We start from the raw sequence: 23,692 nt of genomic DNA, 5'->3' as shown, positions 1-23,692 counted from the left end.
TTGATGGCATTAATCAATTGAAATTTCGAAATCCGTTCCTTCCCAGCGATCCGTTCCCGTCTCAAGCACACCATTCGCATTATCGTCCCACAGGAAGGTGAAATCGACCGTCGTTCCCGATGTGAACGGCCCGACGGACACCTCATGATCGAGCAGCGCGTCGCTTGCTCCATTGCCCCTCATCATGTAATCGCCTACGCCCGTCCAGCCGTCAACGCCCTGATGCACCCAGCCTGATGCGCCTGTTCGGAACGTAATTCTGTAGCCTGCGGGAGCCGACGTAATTTGACGATCGAATTGCCACACATACGTCTTGTCCAGATCGAGATAATCCAGATTAATCGCTCCCGTATTTGAAGCATTCTTCCAGATCGTAATCGTATGAATGCCTTCCTTCAACGTGACAGTCAGCTCTGACGTTGACCAGCTGCTCCAGCTGCCGGTCGCGGGGAACGGGATTGTTCCGGCATAATTGCCGTCGACGAAAATATCCCTCGTGGCGTCGGAGCCTCCGTTCGCATAGCGGAAGAGAAGCGCCTGATCATCATCCTGAGCTGCGGATACCGTGAATGTCACGCCGTCGTTGCTTGCGAAGTTATCGACGAAGCCGCTGCCCGAATAGCCGCTATGATTGTTATTGACGCCGACATCCACCTTGGTGCCGTCCTCCGCTTCGTATTTGTCATCCGTCGGCGTTGTGAATGTGCGGTCCATATAGATCATGTCCCAATATTGCAGAGACGGCACTGTGAAGGAGACATACTTGCCTTTGCTGTCCGTGCCCGTCGTGAAGGACAACGATTGCGACGCGCCAAGCGCGATATCCGGTGAAGCGATATATACGCCGGAGACCGACTCCTGATTGCCAATATACACCTTGGTCGCCAGATTCGTGAGCGTCGTAGGCGCGGAATCCGAATTGCGCCAATCCGTATCCGTGCTGTTTTTCATATTTATAAGGTGAACGATGCTGTAATCGTCGCTCTGCTTCATGAAGCTCCAGATCGAGCCGTCCTCCCCGTTGCCGGCAACCGGTTGACCCGAAATATCGACGAATTGACTGCCGGAATCCGTATTGAACACATCCTTGTCGAACAGGAGATTCTCATAGGCCGTTATGAAATTATATTGATTCTTCATCGCTTCCTTCAGACTGTTCCGCATCTGCTTGGCCCGGTTCGGGAAATACGGATGTCCCAGCATCTGATCGCCCTCGCCCATCTCGATGCGAGAAGCGCCGGAAGCCGCAATCGCCGCGCTCGTCAATCTGACCGACGGTTCATTGAACGTGCCGAGCGTCAGGCTGTCGAGATTGATAAAGCCGGAATCCCCCGCATCCCTGGCCAGCTTCACCGTATGCGTTCCCGCCGTCAACCATACCGTCTCCGAAGCGTCGAACTTCCACGTTCCCCAGCTGTCCTGGTCGAGGAAATTGTCCATTTGGGTAACAAAGCTGCTGTCGACGTACAGACTGCGCGAATTATTCGTGCCAGTATCATTCGCATAGCGGAATACAAGCCCATACCAGCCGTCCTCGGGAGCGGTAATCGTGAATTCCACATAATCGCCGCTGTCGCCAAAGCCGTCTACGAAGCCGCTGCCCGTATAGCCCGCATGATCATTGTTCGTGGATACGCCGCTTAACGTTGCCGATTCCGCTTCATATTTCGTGCCCGTATTCTCCTCGTAGTTCATATAGGCGGCAAGCACGACGGCCTTCTGTCCATTATTCCGTTTCGCTTTGTCGATGAGCGCCTTCAGCTCGATATAATCATTCGCGTTGCCCCAAATTTCGGTATACGTGAAGTCATAATCCGCATTCTTCGTCACATCGTTGAACGCCCAGCCGTTCTCCGCGCCGTCCACATTATTGAACGTGATAACCTTGTCGGATAGACTATTGGCATCGAGATTATCCCGCAGATTATTAATGAAGCCGGAGAAGCTGTTGTCGAGATCGATCACATTGCCGTCATAGTCGTAAGGGTCGGACCGCTCTCCCATCTGATCGAGATGGATGCCGTCGAAGCCCGCCGTGTTCATAATATCCCTGTACTGTGCGAAAATATGGCTCTGCCAGCCGCTATCGGCCGGATTGAACAGCCACAGCCATGTGCTTGGATCATTGTCGACGAAGTCGAAGCCAAGCGGATTCATATGCGCGCTGTCCTCGTACATCGCCCATTCCGGGTCCACCCCGGAGATGCTTTCGTAATCGTTCAGCGCCGCATAGGTCATCGTATACGGCATGGCCGCCGCGTTATAATCATGCATGGACGAGATCAGGTTCTGAATCGTCTGCCAGTACATCGTGTTATCGCCGCTCCAATCCGTCCACGAGCTGTCGATCACGCCTCCCGTCCGTTTAATGTAATTCTCGTGACGCCACATCCAATCATAGAGCTGGAATGCATTCGTGTGATAATCCTCGATCGTCTGCTTCACTCTCGCATCCGAGACGGTCGATGATTCCGAAGGGAATTCCGACATATAGCCGTATCTCGGGAATCTTGTCCAATCGCTGGACACGTCGATAGCCGTCGCGCCCGTCGAGCTTCCTGCCGTTACGCTGACGAAATAGCCTTTGAAGTCTGTGCCAGGAGTCGTCCAAGTGAAGGTTACTGTTGTTGAATTGCCGTTTGCGAGGGATATAGCCTGGGAAGTGGTGTACACTTGCGTTTCCAGATGATGAATCGATAGATTGACATTGCCGCTGTAGAGCGCGCCGGAATCATTCGTAAGCTCCACCTTGATGGTGGCGACATCGCTGGGATCATACCTTGCTTTGTCCGTGTAGACCCTCTTGATGATTCCCGTTCCGGACGCATGCGCCTCGGGCAGCGGGACCGTTCCCGACATGACAACCATGACCATGGCCAAGACAAGACTAAGCAGCATACCGGCTTTTCTCACTATTAATCTCTCCCTTCAAGCTTGTAATAGCTTACAATTCATTATAGGGACAGATTTTTCCAGAATGATATACCGAAAATTTCATATTGAAGTGCGGTTTTCATAGATTCATATGGGAGTGCGGAGCTTTTCTCCCCGCATAGATTCACATGCGCTTGCTCGAACCCCTGTGTTGACGGGAACCTCAGTTTAGACGCAGCTTTTGGACCACTATCCCCTTTACTCAGGCTATTATGTAACTCACCACTTCTACTCGCTATCCCCTTTGCTCAGGCTTTTATGCAACTCACTGCTTCTACTCGCTATCCCCTTTACTCAGGGCTATTATGCAGCTCGCCGCTTCTGGGTACTATCCCTTTTGCTCAGAAGCGCATTTGCGGACTGCCGTTCTTTTATTCCTGCGCTGAGGGGATAGCTTATAAGACCTCCCTACAATTGTCCTTCAAATTTATATTGAATAAAAATTCATATTTATGTATTATTATTCATATTCATATTGGTCGAAAGGAGCTTACTCATGGATCACAAAAGCATTGAAGAACTTACTTTGAACCATTGGCAGGCGCTGTCCACTGTCCTATACGATGGTTGGCTGCTTCGATTCGCTGATGGTTATACGAAACGCGCTAATTCAATTAACCCTATTCATTATTCGACGCATCAATTACTTGAGAAGATTGAATTTTGCGAGAGCTTATATAGCGCAAACCAACTGCCGACGATTTTCAAAATCACGCCGTTTGTTCATCCAATCGATTTGGACAGCAAATTAACTGAGCGAGGTTATTCACAAGTTGATCTCACAAGTATGCAGGTGATGAAGCTAGATGCTCTTCGTGAGCCAACGACGTCTTCAATTGTTATTACCGACGGTGCAACAGATGAATGGATCAATCACTTCTGCAGGTTCAATTCCATGAAGGAAGCGCATCGATCCGTTATGGAACGAATGTTATCCGGCATCACTTTCAGGAGCAGATTTATCCTATTTTATATCGGGGATCAAGCAGTAGCTTGCGGCTTTGGAGTTATCGAGAGGGAATGTATCGGGTTATATGATATCGTGACGGAGAAGAGTTATCGCAACAAAGGGTATGGAGAGCAGATGATTCTGCATCTGTTGCAGTGGGGAAAACTTCATGGAGCGAAGAATAGCTGTCTGGCTGTAGTTGCGAATAATGCTCCTGCTCGGCGATTGTATGAGAAGATTGGCTTCAAAGAAATCTATACCTATTGGTATAGGGTGAACCAATGAAAGAAGAGCTCCCTCAATAATTCCTGAAGAGAAGCTCTTCAGTCCATTGCGAATTACTTCTTCGAAAAATAATACGGAAGCTCACGCTTCAATTGGTACGGATCATTCTCCTTAAACATGGCTTCGCGATCCGTTCTAACAGAGCCTGCCAAGGACTTATTCTTCTCAAGAATATTCTCTTCGGAAAGGAATGCCCGCGTCCATTCTCTTGGTGAATCATAAAACTGTCTGATTTCACGGTGCGCAAAGCTATTAATAAGCCCAAGAGAATACGCCTCATCGAAGAGCTCTACATTCACAATAAGAGGAGATAAAACGTTTACCTGCTGCTGCTTAATTCGGTTTGTTCCTGCTTGATCACGCACTGCTACCGATAGTGTCTCTGTAAAATCGGCACCTGCCTTGCGCAGCATTGGAATCCATCTGTCCGTGTAACTGCTGCCTTGATTAATAATATCAGCGACATGCAGCACCTTCTGGTTGTCCAAATTCAGTGAGAGGGCGTTCCCATCCGAATCGGTTATAATATAATCACCCGATTTGTACAGCATCACATGTGGGAGATTTAGTCTTTGTGCAATAGGTATGGAGAAAAACCAGTCCCTACGTTCGCCACCCGATATCATTTCCGGCCTCAGCACTTGTTGTGCCAGGTAGTATTCTGCAATGACATCCAAAGAACAAGCATAGGCGGGGTCCTTCGTAACCGTTTCGTTAATGATCTCGAATAAGGCTTTTGCTTGAAGTTCTCTTGAATCATTCCTCTTTAAGAGTTTGTTGATTTGATCTAAGACAAGACTCGCTTCTTTCTCTCCGGCTAGATTTTCTGTATTGGTGTAGAAAGGTCCTGGAATTCCGGAGGTGTACCAAAACGCATCATCCTTTTCGTTTCTTCTTACTGCGAATCCATTTGTCTCGAATAATCTTCCCAATAATACCTGTGTCGTACTTTTATCTGACAACAACAACGCCCCCTGCAGCCTTTTTAGGCCTGATTGAACTCATTAGATCTTCCATATTCTAACATGAAACAAACTGGAAAAGAATGATCCATTCGCTGGAACTCAAACGATTTAATATTAGATTCGATCCAACAGGTAGCCGAAAAAGCAGTCCTCTCACTAAGAGAAGACTGCTTCTTCCGTTCTATCGATATCTTTCGTCTATTCGTTGGCAACCTTCTTGGCGGCATCGCCAATCAATCCCAAATACTCGTCAAGCGTGTAAGCGATCGACAGCGGATTCGGATTGCCTGCGGCAGCGAGCGGCGTGTTATCTTCAATGAACACGACTGAGCCTCTTTGAATGGCCGGAACCTTGCCAAGCAGCGGATCCGCTTGAAGCGCTTTGAGCAGCTTCTCGTCGCCATAGGCAACAATGATGTCCGTATCGTTAAGCGCATCGGTGTTCTCGGCGCTAAGCTGCAGATAGAAGCTGTCCGTGACCAGATTCGCCAGGCCGTCCGGGAACGGCATGCCGAGCTCGTTCAGAAAGTCGCCGCGAGGATCCCCAGGAGCATAGATTGAGAGCGAGGACAGATCCGCCGGGCTAATGTAAGCGAAGGCGGCCGTCTTGCCTTTCAGCTCCGGATAAGCGGCAAGCTTCTCTTGGATAAGATTTTCGGTATCCTTAATAAGCTGCTCGCCTTCCGCCTGCATGCCCATGCCCATGGCATCATACAGAACCTGCTCACGCCAGCTGGCTACCCATGGAGCCGTCTGATAAGCGACAACCGGAGCAATTTGGGTCAATATATCGTATTCCTCCTGAGTAATGCCCGAGTAGGCTGCCAGAATGACATCGGGATTCGCATCCGAAATCGCCTCGAAATCCAGGCCGTCCGTATCATGGAACAAATTAGGCTCTGTCGTTCCAAGCTCATCAAGCTTCGCCTTCGTCCAAGGCAACAGCCTTGAACCGTCGATAACGCCGTAATTGGCCTCCGAGAACCCGACCGGCACGACGCCAAGAGCAAGAACAATATCTTGATTCGCCCATGATATCGTCACAACTCGTTCCGGCTTCGATTCAATTACCGTTTCGCCCAGCGCGTGTTTAATCGTTATGGGATATTGCACATCCCCTTGCTCCTTAGCCGATTCTTCGCTCGTCGCAGATGTTGTCTCGGGAGCAGCAGAGGAGGATGCACCTGTGCCAGCGTTCGTGTTGGTACCAGAATTGCTGTTGGCATTGCTGTTGCCGTTATTTCCGCCGCAGCCTGCCAGCACAATCATAAGCGCAAATGAGGATAGCAGTATGGGCATTGTTAATTTCTTTCTGATTTTCATCGTTCACGGACCCTTCTTTACTGTAGGATATAATTGATAATGATTATCATATTCAATTATTATATATCCAAGGTCCTTCGTTGTCAATAGAAAACGTTGTCGGTCCGCAACCTCCGCTTCGGAGCTCATTCCCCTGGAAGCAAATAGCGATAAGCGTCCGCGAAGAGCGAGCTCCACGTCGACTCGTGATGCGTTCCGTCCGGCACAAAATCGAATCGAACCTGATTTTCGGACATCCCTGCCTCGATTAGCGTCTGACGGACCAGCGCTACATGCTCTTTGGCTATCCGATTGAATTCCGGATTATCGGTCTCCTGCCCTCCGATGCTTAGGTAAATGCGCAGATCCCGGGAAATAATCGAGCTCCGAATCAACTCGATGATTGCGCCGTTGTCCTGCCACATTACGAAGGAAATTCCGGCCACTCGGCCGAACCGATCCGGATAGCGAATCGCAGTGTAGAGCGACATATACGCGCCGAACGAGCTTCCGCCAATCATTGTGAACCGCGATTCGCGTCGTGTCCGGAACCGGCCGTCGATATAAGGCTTGAGCGTTTCCGCGAGGAATGCGACATGCGCCTCTCCTTTGCCTCCGAAGCCATACTCCTCGTTAATGACGAAGTTATACTCATGATTGCGCTGATCGCCCCCATGATCAACAGCGACCACAATCGTCTCAAGCGAGGGATCTTCCAACCCCATTTGCTCCAGCGTTTCGTCAATGCCCCACTCGCTGCCCCAGGACGTTGCTTGATCGAACATATTTTGCCCGTCATGCATAAAGAGGACGGGATAATGACGATTGCCTTCGTTATAGCTTCGAGGCAAGTAAATCCACACTCTGCGCTCCGTCTGCAGCTCTGGAATCGGGAACGCTTCAATCACTCTGACATCGCCGCTTATCGTGTGCATGGCGTCTGCCTCCAAAACTTCCTTCCATGGCAAAGCCGTCCTGTTATTCACCAAATCTACACTCCCCGTACAAGGCTGCTTGTCTCAATCAATATTGATAATCAATATCAATAATAAGGTTGATTGAATCCTATTTCAATAAAAATATTGAAATACCTTCGCAACATCGTCTATCACTTCCCCATCACCCCCCGCTACTCTTCCGGAATGACCAGCCGGAAAGGCACTTCATCATCATGCACGTCGACGCAACCGCTCAACGTGTAGGCTATGCTTTGCTCGATTTCCTCCTGATCAATCGCCTTGCATTGGTACCTGCTTATTCGCGATGCCCCATATGCGTCATGCGATGTGTCATGCTGATGAACGATCCATTCGCCGTCGAAGCTCAAATTATTGAAGATTGGATCGCCTTCGACTGTATAATGGACAACCTGAACCTCGTCCTTCACCCCGGATTTCGCATGCTCGACGAAAGCGTCCCATTTATGAAGATTATGGTAACCGTCGAAGATGCTGTTCACGACATCGCCATTCGCCGCCGCGGTCTCCGCGTTATACTCGGCGTTCCAGATGAGTGCATAGAGCTCGCGGGTCGCCTCGAGCGTCAAGGTATAGCCGGTATGCGTGTCCGCCGTATCCATAATCATGCCTTGCTTATCGCTGTCGCCTCCGTCTCCCAGCCATAAGTTATAAGCTTTAACCTCACCGTCGACGCTCAGCTTGAAGATGTATTGCGGCGACATGACATTCAGGATCCCCTTTATTCGTTCGGCGCTTTGAATCGCTGACCGGAAGCTCTCCAAGGCTTCCTCTTCGGTGAAAACAACATAAGGTTTCCCGCCGGCCGGTCTGAAATCGACCGCTCTATACACTGTCACTCTCTCTTCCGCATCACCGGTTTCTTGCAATTGTATTCCCGGCTGCATCGTCCCTTCCGGCGTGCCCGTAGTCACCCGCGTCTCTCCGTAATTTGAAGAATTATTCGTTGCGCAGCCCATGACGCTTCCTAGCAGAACGGCACTTAATACTAATACAGCTAACTTTCTCATTCCATATCCCCTCCTTCAACTTAGACGGAATATGAGAGCAAAAAGGTGCAATGTCAACCCTATTTTCATAGCGAAAAAAAGGATAGCGCCGGGCGAAATGTCCAAGAAGCCGAGACCTAAAGGTATCGGCTTCTTGACGACTCTAACGAAATTCTCACCCTGCTGCGGATCATTACTTAACTAGAAAAACCGGACAAGATACCTCCTTCACCACCTGATGGCTGACGCTTCCGAGCAGCAGCTCCGACATGATCCCCATTCCGCGGGTGCCCATGATGATGAGATCGATATTCGCGTCATAGGCCGCGCGGATGATGCCGCTCGCCGGGTCGCCGAATTCAGTGAAAATCTCGAACGGAATTTTCGCTTCCTTCAGCCGCGACATCGCAGGCCCCAGGATGAGCTCGGCTTCGAGATCGACCGATTGATTATCCTCTACCTCGGTAATGGGCTCATTCACGATTGAGGCGTGGCTGACATGCATAATCGTCAATTGCACGGGATAATTAACGGTGCTAATAATGCCGATGGCGTGATTGAGCGCCTTCTCCCCGGGCTGCGAGCCGTCCATGGGGACGAGAATCCGGTTATAGGTATACAAGTTGATCGACCTCCGTATGTATCGGTTTTACGATGTATATACCCATGGTTCCTGAGGCCCAAACGCAACGACCAAAAACAAACAATAAGCTGTGAGTCTTTCTCCCCGTTGCCAACCTTTATCCGCCGGAAAAACTCCCGCTTATTAACCGCGCTAATGACAATTTAGCGCATTCAAGGTCAATAAGCGGGAGAAATTCGGATGCGATATTCTTAGAAATTGTTGTAGATCGCGTTCGCCGTCACCTTGCCGCTGGCTACATCCTCGGAAGTAAAGCCCGACACGGTATTGCCCACTTTGAATTCTTTGCTCACAAGCTGCTCGGACGGATCTGGAGCCGTCGGCCCGGAGATGCCGTATGTGGTGTTCTCGTTCACGCTCACCCACAGGTCCCCGATACGGAAGCTCTTTCCATCCGCGCCTACTTCCTCAATAACGCCGTCGATATTGACCTGTTGCTTGGCTCCGATCGTTGGCGGCGACGTGACTTGCTCAGGCGTGCTGTTCTGATTGGAAGCATAGATGCCGAACGTAATAGCCGCGCATGCGGCAAGGCTGATAGCCCATACCGTAATTTTTTTCCCTTTTGTTGCTGTTGCTGTACTCATATATTGTGTTCCTCCTCTAATATAGGTATACGAAGTTCGATTCTGTTCCAGCTTCAATCGCAAAATCATTCGTTCTTGAAAATCCTCGCTGATTCTCAATTTGGAGAGAGCCGATTTGTATTGTTTTTCTTCCAACTCAAGCACCTCCTATCGCTTCTTTTAACTGTTTTCGGCCGCGCGCTAGCCAGGTGCCCACCGTGGCCGGCTTGGCCTGAAGGATATGGGCAATTTCCTCGATGGAATAGCCTTCGTAATAATGAAGATGAATCGGAAGCCGGTACTTCTTGTCGAGCGACAGTACCTCTTGCATAATCGACTGTTCCTCCCGCGGCAGATACGACAGATCGTCCGGGATCGGGCTGCGCTTCTTCAGCCATGCATTCTTCAGCATGTTCTTGCTTCTATTAATAACAGCCCGGATGAGCCATGCCTTCTGATGCTCCCTGCTCGCGAATACAGGGGATTTCTGCAGATAGGTCAAGAACACATCCTGCACGGCTTCTTCCGCGTCGGCAACCGATTTCAGATAAGTGAACGCAATTTTGATCAGACTGTCTGAATAATGGATTACGGCTTGTTGAATGGATTCATTGAGCTCAGATGAATCATGCACCTTGCGTCCCCCTTTCACTATGAATACAACTCAGAGGAGCGATATTTTTCAGTGTAGTCTATTATTTTTTAAAAAAAACGATGCGGCTGCTTCGAGCGCTTTAGCGCCGATTTCCAATATTGCTTGCCCTGATTGACGATTCATATACCGTGGTAACGTATATGAAGAGCTTGCCAGACTATGAGAATAGACGACAAATCTTCAAGGAGGGTTACATTTGCTCAATAATATCGCATATATCTGTGTCGGAATCGGCATTCTGTCTGCCATCTTCATCTTGATCGATATCATCCGTCATCCACAGCCCATGGCGATTATGAATATCGTGTGGCCGATCAATGGATTGTATCTGGGTCCGTTCGCAATCTGGTTGTATTCGATAATGGGGAGAGCGGGAAAAGAAGGGGGAGGCGGCCATGAGAGCCATAATCAGCATAAGCATCGCCAAGGGGAGAATCATGGACAACATAAAGACGCCTCCGCCAATCCGTCTTGGCAAAGCGTCTTCGTCTCCACCAGCCACTGCTCCAGCGGCTGCACGCTGGGCGATGTCATCGGCGCCCCGGCCGTGTTCGCGCTGGGACTCACCGTTGCGGGTTCCGTCCTGCTGGCCGATTACGCCGCGGAGTTTATACTGGCGTATCTGTTCGGGGTCTTCTTTCAGGTATTCGCGATTAAGCCTATGAATCCCGACATGAGCTGGGGCAAAGCCGTCTACGAAGCAGTAAAGGCCGACACCCTGTCGCTCGTCTCCTTCGAAATCGGCATGTTCGGCTGGATGGCCATTGTTCATTATGTGTTATTCGCATCCGCGCCAGAGCCCATTCAAATGGAATTCTGGTTTATGATGCAAATCGCGATGATACTTGGAGCCGCCACCAGCCTGCCCGCCAACTGGTATTTATTGAAGAAGGGCATCAAGCATGCGATGTAAGAACGGAACAGCCGGGCGACGGGCGGTTGCTCTCACAGCGGATTGCCTAGAATATCGGGGAGCTTCAGCAGAAGCCGATCCATCGTAATCGGATCATCGTAGTTCCACTGCGCACTGGTTCTATAGGCTCGTTTGCGGCGAACCGCTTCCAGACCGGTCCAGATCGGACCGCTTGTCAGCTCGAATGCCTTGCGCCTCGACGGCTCCTCCTCGTTCACAAGCAGGAACAGACGATCCCCGGCAAAGTCCGGTAACGCTTCCTCGGTAATAAGCTGGAAGGAAATCTGCTCGTTAATCAATCTCCGGATGCCGGGCGCAGGCAGAAAAGCCTGGGGCTGATACAAGGTCTGCGCCATTCCGCGGGCGCCCATTGCATATAATCTGCCGTCCACAACCGCAATAACGGCGGCCGTTTCACCTTGTCCGGCCATTCTATTCAACCGTTTCCATAGCATCTCCGAGCGCCGCATATGACTCGCAATCCATTTCTCCGCAGCCTTCTTCTTATTAAATAATGCCGCAACCTGCCGCAATCGCTCATAGGTCGGCTGATTTCTCTTTACGAAGAAGGTAGGCGCGATTTGAGACAATGCGCGCAGCGATTCATCCTCGAAGCTGCAATAGAGAATCGATTGCGGCTGCAAGGCCGCAATCATGACCGGGTCTCCCAGCAGCCCGACATCCTCAATGCCTTCCAGTTCGTTGCGGAAGACAACCTGCTTCCCGATAACGCTAAGATCGGCCCCGATAGGACGCAGGCCGAGAGCAAGCAAATCGCCCAGCGCATAGCCGATCGCGACGACCCGGCTGTCCGCGAGCGGAATCGCTTGCTCTCTGCCCAGGCAATCGACCGCTCCGCCGCTACGCTGATGCAGTCTGCCGAACTGCTTGGGCGAGATGCCCGTTACCTGACGAAAACGCCTGTTGAAGTAATATTCATCCTTGAAGCCGATGCTTCGCGCGATTTCGCGAAGCGGATCATTGGAGAGGGCAAGAAGCTCCTTCGCGCGGCGAATACGCACCTCCGTCAAGTAATCCAGAGGCTTGCGTCCCGTTGCGGCTTGGAAGAGCGCGCTGAATTGCGAGCGGCTCACCCCGGAAAGCTTCCACAGCTGTTCTACTGTAATCGGTTCGCGATAATTGCTTTCCAGATATACGACTGCCCGCTCTATCGCGGTTGACGCATTGGTTGCCGTCTCCTCTGAAGCCGCATTCTCGAGATAGAAAATGATCAGCTCCTGGAATCTGGTCCTCTTTCGCAACGCATTCAATTGAGCCGCAGCTCCGAAGGCCGTATCCGTTGTTTCCAGAGCCTTAAGCAAGCCGGCAAGCCGGGAGAGCGAAGCGATCTGAATAAACTCAGCGAACAGTCCATTCGCTGCCGCCTCTTCCCATGCCCCTTCCTTCCCCCTCTTATATAAGTCAAAACAAATAGAAGCCCCGATCACAGCTTCGTTGGAGTAACCTTCATATTCGAATTCTTCTCCGGGGGGGATGATTAAGCAGGCGCCGGAACGGAACCATCTGTCCGTTCCCCGCGAGCGGAGCCAGCCGCTTCCCTCCAGAAATGCAACGAAGGTATAATGATTCGTTTGCGAGCCGGCTCGCAAACCAGACTGCGTGTTCATTCTCCGAATATGCTTGAAATCGAACCAGAATTCGCCCATATCCATTCCCGGAGCAGCTTCAATTGCCGTCGTTTTCTCTTTTTCATTCATCGTATTTCATTCCGATCATCCTCTTAATTGAGAATCAATATCATTTACTATTCTTATTCTACACAAATAAGAAGGAACCATCAACCTGTCGTTGACGGCTCCCGTTCTTCCTTATTTTTGAAAAATCGTTTGAAGCATATCGAGCAGTCTTTCCTTCGTAATCGGATCGTCGAAGTTCCACATCGTAGCCACATAATGCACATGCCCTGCTTGAACGGCAGGTATGGCATTCCAGGTTCCCGTGGAGAAGATGGAATCGGAGGCCGCGCGGCCCGCTTCATCCTGATCGGTAAGCACGAACACCTCATCCCCGGCAAATTCGGCCAGCAGCTCCTTCGATACGTTAATAAATGCCTCGCCCTTGTCAATCAGCTCCTTCTTCACTTGGGGAGCAGGCTCGTAGCCCAGCGTTTCGTAGAGCAGCGTGCCGAAGCCCTTGTTCCCCATCACATAGAGATCTGTACCCAATTGAAGAAACACCGTCGCAGTGTCTCCTCCCTGCAGCCCCATCTTCTCTATGGTCTCGGCCGCTTCCCCTTCAAAATCGCTTATCCATTGCTCCGCTTCCTGCCTTTTGCCGATAATGTCCGCCAGACCCAGAAGCCTCTCGCTTGTCGCAAGCCGCTCGTAGGTAACGGTCGGCGCGATCTTGTTCAACGTTTCATAAGCGCTCTCTTCGTAATACGTGCCGCCGCCATCAAGCAGAATAAGATCGGGATTCAGCGAAAGCACCTTCTCGGCGTCGCCGAGCAAGTCCCCGACATCCTCGATGCCGTCAATCAGATCCGAATAAGCAATTTGGTCGCCGATGACGCCAAGGGCGGCGCCCACCGGTTTCACGCCTAGTGCCAGCATATCGCCCAAGTCGCTGCCCGTGTATACGATTCGCTGCGGATTCGTTGGAATCTCTACCGTATGACCCTTCGAATCCGTATAGGAACGGGTAGCCGATTCCTCAGACGGCGTCGGCGTTTCCTCTTGTCCGCTCGGATTGACGGTCGCTCCGGCCGTCTCCGAGGGCGCGCTCTCCGAATTATTCGAATTGCCGCATGCGGCAAGGCATATTGCCGAGAACAAGACCATTACGCAAATCCACACAACCACCCGCAAATTTCTGTTCTTCATGTTGAAAATCGATCCCTCCATCTAATATAGATAATGATTATCATTATTAATATTATCTATAGTAAGGGCAATCCATTTACCCCGCAATGGAGAAATCGATGATTTTTCTTTGTATAAAATGCATGCCGGAGGACCACAATATTCGACTTTTTAAGCTTTTGTCGCCCTCCCGCTCCTTTTATCTCGCCACTCTCTTCCGATAAGCCGTAGGCGCTTCGCCTGTCCATGCGTGAAAGTTCTTCGAGAAGTAGAGAGAATCGCTGAAGCCGACGGAAGCCGCAATCTGATCGACGGACAGTGCCGTTGATCGAAGCAGCAGCATCGCTTGCTCCATGCGAATGTGCTGCAGATATTGCTTCGGCGACTTACCCGTGTGCTGCTTGAACAGGCTGGAAAAATAAGTACGGTGATAGCCCAGCCTCCCCGCCAGTCCTTCAATCGAAATCGACTGGCCAAACTGCGTATTCATGTAGCTCTCGGCGTACCGGATTCGTTGCTCCGTATCCGAGATTTGCGAATCCTCATGTTGCACGTACTCCTTATTGCAAACGCCAAGATGATAGAGCAGCAACCGCAGATGGCCCGTGCAAGACACATCCGTCAGCGCCGGAATCTCCTTATTCTCCAGATCCTTCAGAATCTGCCGATAAGCGGCATACACCTTCCTGCTTGCGCCAGGTATAATCGGACGCTCCGGGGACACGCCAATCAGATGCAACAGATCCTCAGCCATGCTGCCCGCGCCCAATGCAACCCAAGTATATACCCACGGCTCCTTGGCGTCGGCCGTATAACTGAACATCTCGCCGGGGAAAATGAAGAACGTATCGCCCGCCTTGCATGTATAGCGGACATCATTTATTCGATATTCGCCAACTCCGGAAATAACCGTGTGAATCAAATAATAATCGTATACCGTAGGACCAATCTGATGATTCTCCATCGGCTTGCCGAAACCGCTGAACAAGAGCGACAGCTCGCTCGGACGACGGTTCATATTGAATCGGAAATCATGCTCGTAATGCTCGGAAGCCATGCTCGCACCGCCTTTCACCAAGAGCATAGCGCAGATGGAATCGCTATGTCCACTGCAATAAGAAGCTATTCAGAGATAGCTTCTTGGGATATTCGCGTTACGCGCGTTCCCATGCTTCCATACATAGCTCGTTATTGATTGCCGCCGCCGTGAAGCTTCCCGACGCCGCTGCCGCAACTGCTTGATACAGCCTCGACGACGCGTCGCCGCTGCTGTACACGCCAGGCACATTGGTTTTGCCGAAGTCGTCGATAACGACAGCTCCCGTTTCGGTCATTTCACAGCCGAGAGACTGCGGCAGCGATGATCCGGGCGCCAGCTTCGGAGCAAAGAAAATTCCCGTGCACATAATCTGCGTCTCATTCTCCAGAACAATTCGTTCCACCATTCCAGCATTGGATTCGATCATGCGGATCGGCGTCTCGTATACGGAAACGTCATGGCGCTCAAGCTCCTCACGCTGTTCGGAGGTCATAGGTCCGTCTTCGCCCGTTCCGTCCGTGCAGACGACGATGCGGGAAGTCCAGCCCTTGAGCAGCTTGGCAAGATGCAAAGCGCCTTCGCCCTTCGCAATAATGGCGAGCTTCTGATCCCTGTGCTCCCAGCCGTCGCAATAAGGACAGACGAACGCGCTGCGACCATACACCTCGGACAAACCGCGAGTCTCGATCGGCAAATCCTTCATCCCTGTGGCGAACAGCAGCTTCTTGCTGAGGAATGTCTCTCCTCGGCCTGTCGTAATCCGGAACGCTCCGTCTTCACCCTCGACCGATTCCGCGGTGTCCGTTACAAATTGGACGGTCGGATAAACGCCAATCTCTTCTTTGGCTATGCGTCGAAACTCGCTTGGCGTGATGCGATCTCTCGTCAAATAACCATGCACCTCATGCGTAACCCGATTTCGAGGCGCCGCCGCATCGATAACAATGACCTTCTTCCTCGCTCTCCCCAGCACCAGAGCCGCGCTCAAGCCGGACGGCCCTCCGCCGATAATGGCAACATCAACTTTCTTATTCGCTTCTAATTCCGATTCATGATGTTCATGATTCATCTTCATCACTCACCTCTCATTATAGTAGATCTTTAATATCCATAATATAAGCGCAAAAAGCAGCCATTTATTCGACTGCCTGCCTGGGCACGCCACACGCCGCGTCCACGACCGATTGTATCGTATGCTCGCGCAAATAGTCATTCATTCGTTGTTCGGCCCCGTCCATCACTTTCTTCACCAGACAATCCTTGCCGAAAGGATCATGCTTCCCTTCTTCGGAGCATTCATTCTCGCCAACGCTGCCGCAATCCTGCGAAGCTTCGAAGAACAATCGATGCTGCTCTTCATTCAAATTCGCGCATTCATACAACTGCTGTCGCCCTTCAATAACTTGAATGACATCCAGGAATGTAATCTGATCAGCCCGGCGGGCAAGCTCATAGCCTCCGTTCAGCCCCGTAACCGCCCGCACAATGCCGTCCTGACGCAGCTTGGACATCACCTTGCTAAGATAGCTCTCCGACACGCCGAGCTTTGCCGCAAGCTCCTTGATTCCGATATTATGCCCGCGATCGGACAGCGCCATGTGCATCAAAGCATGCAAGGCATAGCCGGTGCTCTTGGCGAATTGCATGCGATACCTCCTCCTTTCGTCATAATATTAATTATAGATACACATCATCCATTATAGATGGATAGAGTCTATAATACAACTTCTTTTTCAAATTAACCTTTAATCGCAGAGGTCCAGCCCCAGAAAAATGCATCCCGATCCCATGCGGCTTTGCCGCCATGAAGCTTCTTGAACGCTTTCTTCACCTCCTTGTCGATCGAGATCTTCCCGTTCTCGTTCTCATATAGATACTCATTGCCATATTCGGCTCTGATATGCGCAACCGCCGCTTCCTGATACAGCATGCCGGCGCTTCGCAGCTCGTTGAACATCCAATCGGCTATTTCATTCGTCTTTTCCTTCATTATTATTTTCCTCCTCCACATTTGCAGCTTCAAGTTGCAAACGATGCTCTTGCTTACTTCGCTTCATCAAGCTTATCACAACCTGCTCCGAACTACGATTAATGGAATGTGATTCAAACGGACAAACTAGCCTAAACCTGTAAAATTCGAATAGAAAGAAGGAATTTGTCCGCCATGAGTGAACAATCCAAAGTGATGCACAGGGGGCAGATTGTCGCTTCCTTAATCCTTGGCGCGTTCGTCGCGCTTCTCGCCCAAACCTTGCTGAATGTGGCATTGCCTCATATGATGCTCGATCTCAACGTCAGCACGAATACGATTCAATGGCTCGCGAACGGCTATCTGCTGACCAACGGCATCCTGATTCCGCTAAGCGCTTTTCTCGTCGAACGATTCTCCACCCGCAAGCTTTTCCTGTCTGCGGTGGGCTTATTCGCCATCGGAACAATCGTGTGCGCGGTTGCGCCGCATTTCAACATACTGCTAACAGGTCGCATTATTCAAGCGATCGGTGCAGGAATCCTGATGCCGCTAATGATGGTCGTATTCCTAACCATCTTTCCTGTGGAGGAACGCGGGAAAGCGATGGGCATGATGGGCCTTGCGATGATTTTCGCTCCTGCAATCGGCCCGACCTTGTCCGGTTGGGTTATCGAGCATTATACATGGCGCGTTCTGTTCTACATTGTGCTTCCGTTGTCTATCATCAGCTTCATCTTCGGCTTCTTCTCCATGAAGAATGTGACGGAAACCGGCAAGCCGAAGCTCGATTTGTTCGGCGTGATTCTGTCTACGCTCGGCTTCGGGGGTCTGCTTTACGGCTTCAGCGACGCCGGCAACGACGGCTGGGGGAGCAAAGCCGTCATCGCCACGCTGGTCATCGGAGGCATTGCGCTGATTGGCTTCGTTTGGCGAGAAATCGTCGTCGACAAGCCGATTCTGGATATGCGCGTATTTCAGTTCAGCATGTTTTCCTTAACCTCGTTTATAAACGCCATCATCACGATGGCTTTGTATTCAGGGATGATTCTGCTCCCGATCTATCTGCAGACCCTGCGCGGCTTCACGCCGCTCGAATCAGGCCTGCTCCTGCTGCCCGGCGCGATTCTGATGGGCATTATGTCTCCGATAACAGGCATTATATTCGATAAGGTAGGAGCAAGATGGCTTGCCGTCGTCGGTTTGCTTATTACCGTCCTTACCACCTTCGAGTTTAGCAGACTTACGCTTGAGACAACCTATTTCCATATCATTCTCATGTATACCGCCCGCATGTTCGGAATGTCGATGCTCATGATGCCGATTCAGACCGCCGGCATTAATCAGCTTCCGCGCAGGTTGAATTCACACGGCTCGGCCATGTCGCAGACGATTCGAAATGTAGCGGGAGCGCTTGGCACGGCCTTGCTCGTCACCGTTATGACCCAACAGGCCAGAGCAAGGGGCGCCGATCTTGTACGCGCGGCGAAGATCGATCCGTCCGATGCAGCTAATGCGGCGCAGATGCAGGACATCACCTCGCTTGCGACAGTTCACGGCATTAATTACTCCTTCGAGGTGGCTACCTGGATGACCGTCGCGGCGCTCATTCTCGCCTTTTTCATCCGAAGAGTCGCTCCGGCGGACGAGGCACGGATCGAGTCGGCGAACCGCTCCTCCCGGGACCGGAATCAGCCGGCGTTCAGCAAATAAGCCTATAAGAGGTTCCCTCGGAAATCGCAAAATCCTCCCTTCCGCTGCCGTCGCAAATCCGCGTCGGCAGCATTTCATTTTCGGACCCGTATTAGTTTCATGATGAAAGCATCTTCTTGTAACAGAGCCCTTTTCCAGACATTTTTTACTAATTGTATCATGCAACTTGTAACAAAAAGTTCTAAATTTCCATAGATATTTGCCTCTAATTTTAGTACAATTAAGAATACGACCATTCTTACCTTGCCCATTGGGCAAAATGGAACATGCAGCGGACGATCTAACTATGACATCTGCATAATTTTAAGACAAAGTGAGGAAAAAGGATCATGAGTGAAGCCACACAAAATCTGCGGAGGGTCCCCATCGTTGCTGCTTTGATTATGGGCGCGTTCGTTGCCCTTCTCGCGCAAACCCTGCTCAATGTCGCTCTGCCTAAAATGATGGAGGATCTTGAGGTCTCCACGAATACGATTCAATGGTTAACCAACGGCTATCTGTTAACGAACGGAATTTTAATTCCGCTAAGCGCGTTTCTTATTTCACGATTTTCGACCCGGAAGCTGTTCCTGACGGCGGTAGGATTATTCGCGATTGGCACAATTGTCTGCGCCTTCGCGCCCGAATTCAGCTTCCTGCTGACCGGACGCATCATTCAGGCAGCCGGCGCCGGCATACTGATGCCGCTTATGATGGTCGTGTTCCTGACGATCTTCCCTGTCGAGGAACGGGGAAAGGCGATGGGCATGATGGGGCTTGCGATGATCTTCGCCCCGGCAATCGGACCTACCTTGTCCGGCTGGGTGGTTGAGCATTATTCCTGGCGCGTCCTCTTCTACATCGTGCTGCCGCTATCCATTATCAGCTTTATCTTCGGCTTCTTCTCCATGAAGAACGTAACGCAGACCGGCAAGTCGAAGCTCGATTTGCTTGGGGTTATCTTGTCCACGCTCGGATTCGGCGGCTTGCTGTACGGCTTCAGCGATGCGGGCAACGACGGCTGGGACAGCGCCACCGTTATTGTATCCTTGGCAGTCGGAGCCGTTTCGCTCATTCTGTTCGTATGGCGCGAGGCTGTTGTCGAGAAGCCTATTCTTGATGTGCGCGTATTCAAATACAGTATGTTTTCGCTAACCGCATTCATTAACTCCATCATTACAATGGCGATGTTCTCCGGCATGATTTTGCTGCCGATCTACCTGCAAACGTTGCGCGGCTTCACGCCGCTCGAATCCGGCTTGCTGCTGTTGCCAGGCGCGATTCTCATGGGAATTATGTCGCCGATTACGGGCATTATATTCGATAAGATCGGGGCTAGATGGCTGGCTGTTGTCGGATTGCTTATCACAACGATAACAACGTACGAGTTCAGCACGCTTACCATGGAAACTTCCTATTCGCATATTATCATTATGTATACGGCGCGGATGTTCGGCATGTCCATGCTCATGATGCCGATTCAAACAGCGGGGATTAATCAATTACCGAGGCGTCTGAATTCACATGGCTCCGCCATGTCGCAGACGATTCGGAACGTAGCCGGAGCTCTCGGTACGGCACTGCTTGTCACGATCATGACGCAAGCGGCCGAATCCCGCGGCGCCGAGCTCGTGAAAGCGGCGAAGATCGATCCGAAGGATGCGGCGAACGCTGCGCAAATGCAAGAAATCACAACGCTTGCTACTGTTCACGGCATTAACTTTTCCTTCGTCGTCGCAACCTGGATGACGTTGGCCGCCCTCGTGCTTGCTTTCTTCATCCGCAGAGTGGCTCCGGCGGAGGACGCGAAGGTTGTCGCTTCGTCAGGCGCTGGCTCGGCCGATTCGAAGAGCCCGGCTTTCAGCAAGTAGAACCTATTATTCGCAGAAAAGGATGAAGCTACCGAGGCTTCATCCTTTTCTGCTTAGTTAATGTCTATTCGGGATGGCTGATTGCTCTAACGGACATGACAGACCTTATTGGGTGGGATACACTCTTTTTTTCCTCGATTTGTTACAAATAAGAGCGCTGGTGTCCGTTAAAACGACTAATGATGATTTTTGATGTAGATAAGCGCATCTGTGTCCGTCAGCATGTCAAGCGGCGCTTAGCCTCGAAAATGTCCGTTACAGTTGCAAGCGGTCATTGATTCCTTCATGAAGCTAGGCCGACTCCTATCCTTCATTCTCGATGACCGACGCGAGCAAAGCGAGCGCCAGCCCCTGCCCCCAACCCTGCGCCCACTTACGGTCAATGCCGAGATACCCTTCGATATCGTTCATGACGGCGGTGCCGCCGGACACGTTCAATACTCGTCCGTTCTCCGCAATATTCGCCAGCACGCCGTCCAGCGCTCTCTGCGTATACTTGCTGTGCAGCGGATTGTTCTGCGTCATCATCGCCGCGGCGATGCCCGCCGTCGCCGACACCTCGCCGTAGGCTTCCCCGTAATCGAGCACCGTGCCCCAGAGGCCGTCAGCCTTCTGCAGCTTCTTCAGCGCTGCGAGTTGATCGCGCAGCGAGCTCCAGATATGCATCATCGGAGGATAGAGATATGCCTCCGGCAATATCTTCGCAGCGCGAGACATCGTATACGCCGCCCAAGCATTGGCGCGCGCCCAGTACATGCCGGACATATGATCTTTGCCGAGATGATTATAGCCGTGATACCACAGGCCGCTGTTCTCGTCCTGCAAGTAGTTGATATGCCAGAAGAATTGATGCAGCGCGTCATCGACGAGCCGCTTCTCCTTCAGCATCACGCCAACGCGAAGCAGGAAGTAAGCCGCCATGAACAGCGTATCCGCCCAGCATTGCTCGGGAAAATCATTGTTGGCCGACACCGTATGCTGCAGCACCCGATCGCCGAACCGCAGCGCCTTATGCTCCAGATAGTCCACCTTGCTCAGGATGAGATCGAGATACTTCTGCTCGCCCGTCTGCTCGTACAACGTAATCAGCATATGCCCCATTGCGCAGGCATTGACCGTCCAGCCCGGAAGGCCAACCTCCATATATTCCTCGCAAAATGCTGCCATGCGATCCAGATAGCTCTGCTCGCCAGTCACCTCGAAGGCGCGGCTGACGCCGTAATAAGCGACCCCGCAGGGCCAGTCCCAGGTGAGATCCATCTCCAGCGTATAGTCAGCCACTTGCTTCATTACAGGCAACAATTCCTCAGAGGTCGTCCGCAACTTCATTTGTCTCCGCCCTTTCACGACCAAAGCCCCAGCTTGCTGGAAGCGGGGGCTTTGATCGATTCCTATTTTACCCTGCTGAATACATCCATCTTATACTTGCCGTCAGCGCGTTCCCTTGGAGCGCGTTAGCTATATTGACCGGCGTCGATCGCCTTCTGCTTCTCGTCCAGAATCTCTTGATAGCCTGCGTCGAGGTATTCCTTCTTCGCCGCTTCATACGTTTTATCGAAATCCGCTTCGGGAGCCAGCACGCATTTCACGTACAGCTCCTGGAACAAGGAGTTCAGATCCGCCTTGTATTCATTCACCTTATCCAGCACTACGGAGTAGAGAGCATCCGGCGTGCGGTATTCCGCGTATTTGTCATAGTAGCTGAGCAGATCCTCCGCCAAATATTCATAACCGGCCGGAGCCCAGTTGCGGATATAGGCCTTGCGCGTTACCGCCGGATCCGGGTACTGCGCCATCTCGGTCACAAGACCCCAGTAGTCCTTGTTATTGTTCGCCGACAGAACGGATTCGCCGCTGAAGCCTTCCTTCTTCACCGCAATGCCGTCCGCATCGAGGGTATAGTTGTCGCCTTCGACGCCGTTCTGGAACTTGAACAGATTATCCGGCTGGCTCATCCACTCGAGATACATCCACACCGCCGCTCGTTCCATGTCCGTCGATTCGTAGTTGATGCCCATGATCAAGCCGAACGGCCAGTAAGCTCTTGCCTGCGGCTTGTAGCCTTCCGGAACGCCCGCCATATTGTCAAGCACGGCGAATTCGGCTCCGGGGTTGTTCTTAAGCGTAGCTTCCAGAACATCGGTATTGCTCGACAGGTAGAACGCATAGGTTCCGGTCTTGCCGGATACGAACTCTGACTTAATTTTGTTGTCATCCTCGCGAAGATAGAATTCCTTGTCAATCAGCCCGTTATTGTATTGGAAATTCAGGTTGCGGAGATAGCGCTCCGTGTCTTCCGTCGTAAGGTCCGCGACGCTCAGATCGGAATACAATGCGCGATACTCGGGATCAACCGGCCATTCCCGGAAAACGTAGTTGTAGGTATAATTGTTCTTTCTCAAGTTTTCGCTGCCGACGCCAAGGCCCGCGTCCTTCCATTTCTGCAGCATCTCGTTATACTTCTCCAGAGAAGTGAGATCCTCCATCTTCATGCCGACCTTCTCTACCCAGTCTTTGCGAATGAGCGTCGTGAAGTTGTCGGCTGCCGGACGGGCGGCGAAGAAGAAGGTGTTCTTGTCGTCAACCTTGCCGTATTGCTCGATCGTATCGCCCATGTTCTTCCAATAGGTCGGCGCATAGTTCGCGATTTCATCGTAATCCAGCTCTTGCATCACATCCTCGCCATAATAGGCAAGCGCTTGCGGCATATCGTAATGGAAGATGATGTCCGGCGCTTTATGCGCCGCGAGCAGTTGCTCGTAATCCGTAACCTCGTTGCTGCGCGTAATGGGGATGAACTTGACATCCACATTGTATTTGTCCCCGAATTCCTTCTGGACCCACTTGGTATAATAATTATCCGATACATTCCAGCCTTCGAAAGCGCGTTCATAAACCGGAATTTCAAGCGTTACCTTCTCCGGGAAGCCTTGCGAATAATCCGGATATCCGCCTTCGGAGGCTGCGCTCGTCGCAGTCGGATTGTCGGTTGCCTTGCCATTGTTCGATGTCGCTGCAGGCTCGTTGTTGTTGTTCGTGCAGGCTGTCATCATGCTTGCGACAAGAGCGATCGAGAATACGGTGGTCATGGTTTTCTTCATACGCATTGTTTTTCCCCCAA

General features: G+C 51.4%; 20 protein-coding genes. 4 read left to right on the top strand and 16 right to left on the bottom strand.

The annotated features are described in order from the left end of the window. Positions 1-9: 9 nt before the first annotated feature. A complete protein-coding gene (locus HFP08_RS08010) occupies positions 10-2,913 on the bottom strand; it encodes a glycoside hydrolase family 66 protein (protein ID WP_168120066.1) in 2,904 nt (967 codons plus the stop codon). A gap of 517 nt (positions 2,914-3,430) precedes the next feature. Here HFP08_RS08010 and HFP08_RS08005 point away from each other — a divergent pair. Then, positions 3,431-4,168, top strand: coding sequence for a GNAT family N-acetyltransferase (locus HFP08_RS08005; protein ID WP_168120065.1), 738 nt, complete (start codon positions 3,431-3,433; stop codon positions 4,166-4,168). A 53-nt stretch (positions 4,169-4,221) separates the two neighbouring features. Here the strand turns inward: HFP08_RS08005 and HFP08_RS08000 are convergent, their stop codons facing one another. The 7 genes from HFP08_RS08000 to HFP08_RS07970 form a co-directional block, all read right to left on the bottom strand. Then, on the bottom strand, positions 4,222-5,130 hold the full coding sequence (locus tag HFP08_RS08000; RefSeq protein ID WP_168120064.1) for a phosphoribosyltransferase: 909 nt from the start codon (positions 5,128-5,130) through the stop codon (positions 4,222-4,224). 201 nt (positions 5,131-5,331) lie between these two features. Beyond that, a complete protein-coding gene (locus tag HFP08_RS07995; RefSeq protein WP_168120063.1) occupies positions 5,332-6,456 on the bottom strand; it encodes an iron-siderophore ABC transporter substrate-binding protein in 1,125 nt (374 codons plus the stop codon). 125 nt (positions 6,457-6,581) lie between these two features. After that, positions 6,582-7,421 carry an alpha/beta hydrolase gene (locus tag HFP08_RS07990; protein ID WP_346768724.1) on the bottom strand — a complete coding sequence of 280 codons (840 nt, stop codon included), beginning with the start codon at positions 7,419-7,421 and terminating at the stop codon, positions 6,582-6,584. Between the two features lie 143 nt (positions 7,422-7,564). Then, complete coding sequence (locus tag HFP08_RS07985) at positions 7,565-8,422, bottom strand: DUF4362 domain-containing protein (RefSeq protein ID WP_168120061.1); 858 nt, start codon at positions 8,420-8,422, stop codon at positions 7,565-7,567. Between the two features lie 172 nt (positions 8,423-8,594). Further along, positions 8,595-9,023, bottom strand: a complete 429-nt coding sequence (locus tag HFP08_RS07980; protein WP_168120060.1) for a universal stress protein — start codon at positions 9,021-9,023, stop codon at positions 8,595-8,597. Between the two features lie 212 nt (positions 9,024-9,235). Continuing rightward, the gene (locus HFP08_RS07975; protein WP_168120059.1) at positions 9,236-9,766 is read right to left on the bottom strand and encodes a hypothetical protein; all 531 of its coding nucleotides are present in this window, start codon (positions 9,764-9,766) and stop codon (positions 9,236-9,238) included. A 1-nt stretch (position 9,767) separates the two neighbouring features. Then, a complete protein-coding gene (locus HFP08_RS07970) occupies positions 9,768-10,244 on the bottom strand; it encodes an RNA polymerase sigma factor (RefSeq protein ID WP_168120058.1) in 477 nt (158 codons plus the stop codon). Between the two features lie 217 nt (positions 10,245-10,461). On the opposite strand from HFP08_RS07970, the gene HFP08_RS07965 reads away from it, so the two are divergent. Then, entirely contained in the window at positions 10,462-11,178 is a 717-nt protein-coding gene (locus HFP08_RS07965) for a DUF4396 domain-containing protein (RefSeq protein ID WP_168120057.1), read from the top strand. Positions 11,179-11,210: 32 nt separating this feature from the next. Here HFP08_RS07965 and HFP08_RS07960 read toward each other — a convergent pair whose 3' ends face one another. The 6 genes from HFP08_RS07960 to HFP08_RS07935 form a co-directional block, all read right to left on the bottom strand. Beyond that, positions 11,211-12,896, bottom strand: coding sequence for a helix-turn-helix domain-containing protein (locus HFP08_RS07960; protein WP_168120056.1), 1,686 nt, complete (start codon positions 12,894-12,896; stop codon positions 11,211-11,213). Positions 12,897-13,007: 111 nt separating this feature from the next. Then, on the bottom strand, positions 13,008-14,021 hold the full coding sequence (locus HFP08_RS07955) for an ABC transporter substrate-binding protein (RefSeq protein WP_168120055.1): 1,014 nt from the start codon (positions 14,019-14,021) through the stop codon (positions 13,008-13,010). Positions 14,022-14,199: 178 nt separating this feature from the next. Next, a complete protein-coding gene (locus HFP08_RS07950; protein WP_168120054.1) occupies positions 14,200-15,057 on the bottom strand; it encodes an AraC family transcriptional regulator in 858 nt (285 codons plus the stop codon). Positions 15,058-15,154: 97 nt separating this feature from the next. After that, entirely contained in the window at positions 15,155-16,108 is a 954-nt protein-coding gene (locus tag HFP08_RS07945; RefSeq protein WP_168120053.1) for an NAD(P)/FAD-dependent oxidoreductase, read from the bottom strand. A 67-nt stretch (positions 16,109-16,175) separates the two neighbouring features. Then, a complete protein-coding gene (locus HFP08_RS07940; RefSeq protein ID WP_168120052.1) occupies positions 16,176-16,685 on the bottom strand; it encodes an RrF2 family transcriptional regulator in 510 nt (169 codons plus the stop codon). A 92-nt stretch (positions 16,686-16,777) separates the two neighbouring features. Next, a complete protein-coding gene (locus HFP08_RS07935; protein ID WP_168120051.1) occupies positions 16,778-17,029 on the bottom strand; it encodes a DUF6953 family protein in 252 nt (83 codons plus the stop codon). Positions 17,030-17,203: 174 nt separating this feature from the next. On the opposite strand from HFP08_RS07935, the gene HFP08_RS07930 reads away from it, so the two are divergent. Next, a complete protein-coding gene (locus tag HFP08_RS07930) occupies positions 17,204-18,721 on the top strand; it encodes a DHA2 family efflux MFS transporter permease subunit (protein WP_168120050.1) in 1,518 nt (505 codons plus the stop codon). A 329-nt stretch (positions 18,722-19,050) separates the two neighbouring features. Further along, positions 19,051-20,571: a DHA2 family efflux MFS transporter permease subunit gene (locus tag HFP08_RS07925; protein WP_168120049.1), complete on the top strand. Its 1,521-nt coding sequence runs from the start codon at positions 19,051-19,053 to the stop codon at positions 20,569-20,571. Positions 20,572-20,874: 303 nt separating this feature from the next. Here HFP08_RS07925 and HFP08_RS07920 read toward each other — a convergent pair whose 3' ends face one another. Both HFP08_RS07920 and HFP08_RS07915 read right to left on the bottom strand, forming a co-directional pair. After that, positions 20,875-21,900, bottom strand: a complete 1,026-nt coding sequence (locus HFP08_RS07920; protein WP_168120048.1) for a glycoside hydrolase family 88/105 protein — start codon at positions 21,898-21,900, stop codon at positions 20,875-20,877. Between the two features lie 125 nt (positions 21,901-22,025). Beyond that, complete coding sequence (locus tag HFP08_RS07915; RefSeq protein ID WP_168120047.1) at positions 22,026-23,678, bottom strand: type 2 periplasmic-binding domain-containing protein; 1,653 nt, start codon at positions 23,676-23,678, stop codon at positions 22,026-22,028. Positions 23,679-23,692 lie beyond the last annotated feature (14 nt).

The sequence above is a fragment of the Paenibacillus sp. HB172176 genome (assembly GCF_011947265.1).
In the GTDB taxonomy this organism is placed as follows: domain Bacteria; phylum Bacillota; class Bacilli; order Paenibacillales; family Paenibacillaceae; genus Pristimantibacillus.
The sequence above is the reverse complement of the archived record's forward strand: the minus strand, read 5'-3'. Positions and strand labels throughout refer to the sequence as shown.

Bases quoted from the DNA above. Each gene is read 5' to 3' on its own strand.
- HFP08_RS08005 (WP_168120065.1), top strand. From the start codon at position 3,431: ATGGATCACAAAAGCATTGAAGAACTTACTTTGAACCATTGGCAGGCG.
- HFP08_RS07995 (WP_168120063.1), bottom strand. From the start codon at position 6,456: ATGAAAATCAGAAAGAAATTAACAATGCCCATACTGCTATCCTCATTT.
- HFP08_RS07985 (WP_168120061.1), bottom strand. From the start codon at position 8,422: ATGAGAAAGTTAGCTGTATTAGTATTAAGTGCCGTTCTGCTAGGAAGC.
- HFP08_RS07960 (WP_168120056.1), bottom strand. From the start codon at position 12,896: ATGAATGAAAAAGAGAAAACGACGGCAATTGAAGCTGCTCCGGGAATG.
- HFP08_RS07955 (WP_168120055.1), bottom strand. From the start codon at position 14,021: ATGAAGAACAGAAATTTGCGGGTGGTTGTGTGGATTTGCGTAATGGTC.
- HFP08_RS07950 (WP_168120054.1), bottom strand. From the start codon at position 15,057: ATGGCTTCCGAGCATTACGAGCATGATTTCCGATTCAATATGAACCGT.
- HFP08_RS07945 (WP_168120053.1), bottom strand. From the start codon at position 16,108: ATGAATCATGAACATCATGAATCGGAATTAGAAGCGAATAAGAAAGTT.
- HFP08_RS07940 (WP_168120052.1), bottom strand. From the start codon at position 16,685: ATGCAATTCGCCAAGAGCACCGGCTATGCCTTGCATGCTTTGATGCAC.
- HFP08_RS07935 (WP_168120051.1), bottom strand. From the start codon at position 17,029: ATGAAGGAAAAGACGAATGAAATAGCCGATTGGATGTTCAACGAGCTG.
- HFP08_RS07930 (WP_168120050.1), top strand. From the start codon at position 17,204: ATGAGTGAACAATCCAAAGTGATGCACAGGGGGCAGATTGTCGCTTCC.
- HFP08_RS07925 (WP_168120049.1), top strand. From the start codon at position 19,051: ATGAGTGAAGCCACACAAAATCTGCGGAGGGTCCCCATCGTTGCTGCT.
- HFP08_RS07920 (WP_168120048.1), bottom strand. From the start codon at position 21,900: ATGAAGTTGCGGACGACCTCTGAGGAATTGTTGCCTGTAATGAAGCAA.
- HFP08_RS07915 (WP_168120047.1), bottom strand. From the start codon at position 23,678: ATGCGTATGAAGAAAACCATGACCACCGTATTCTCGATCGCTCTTGTC.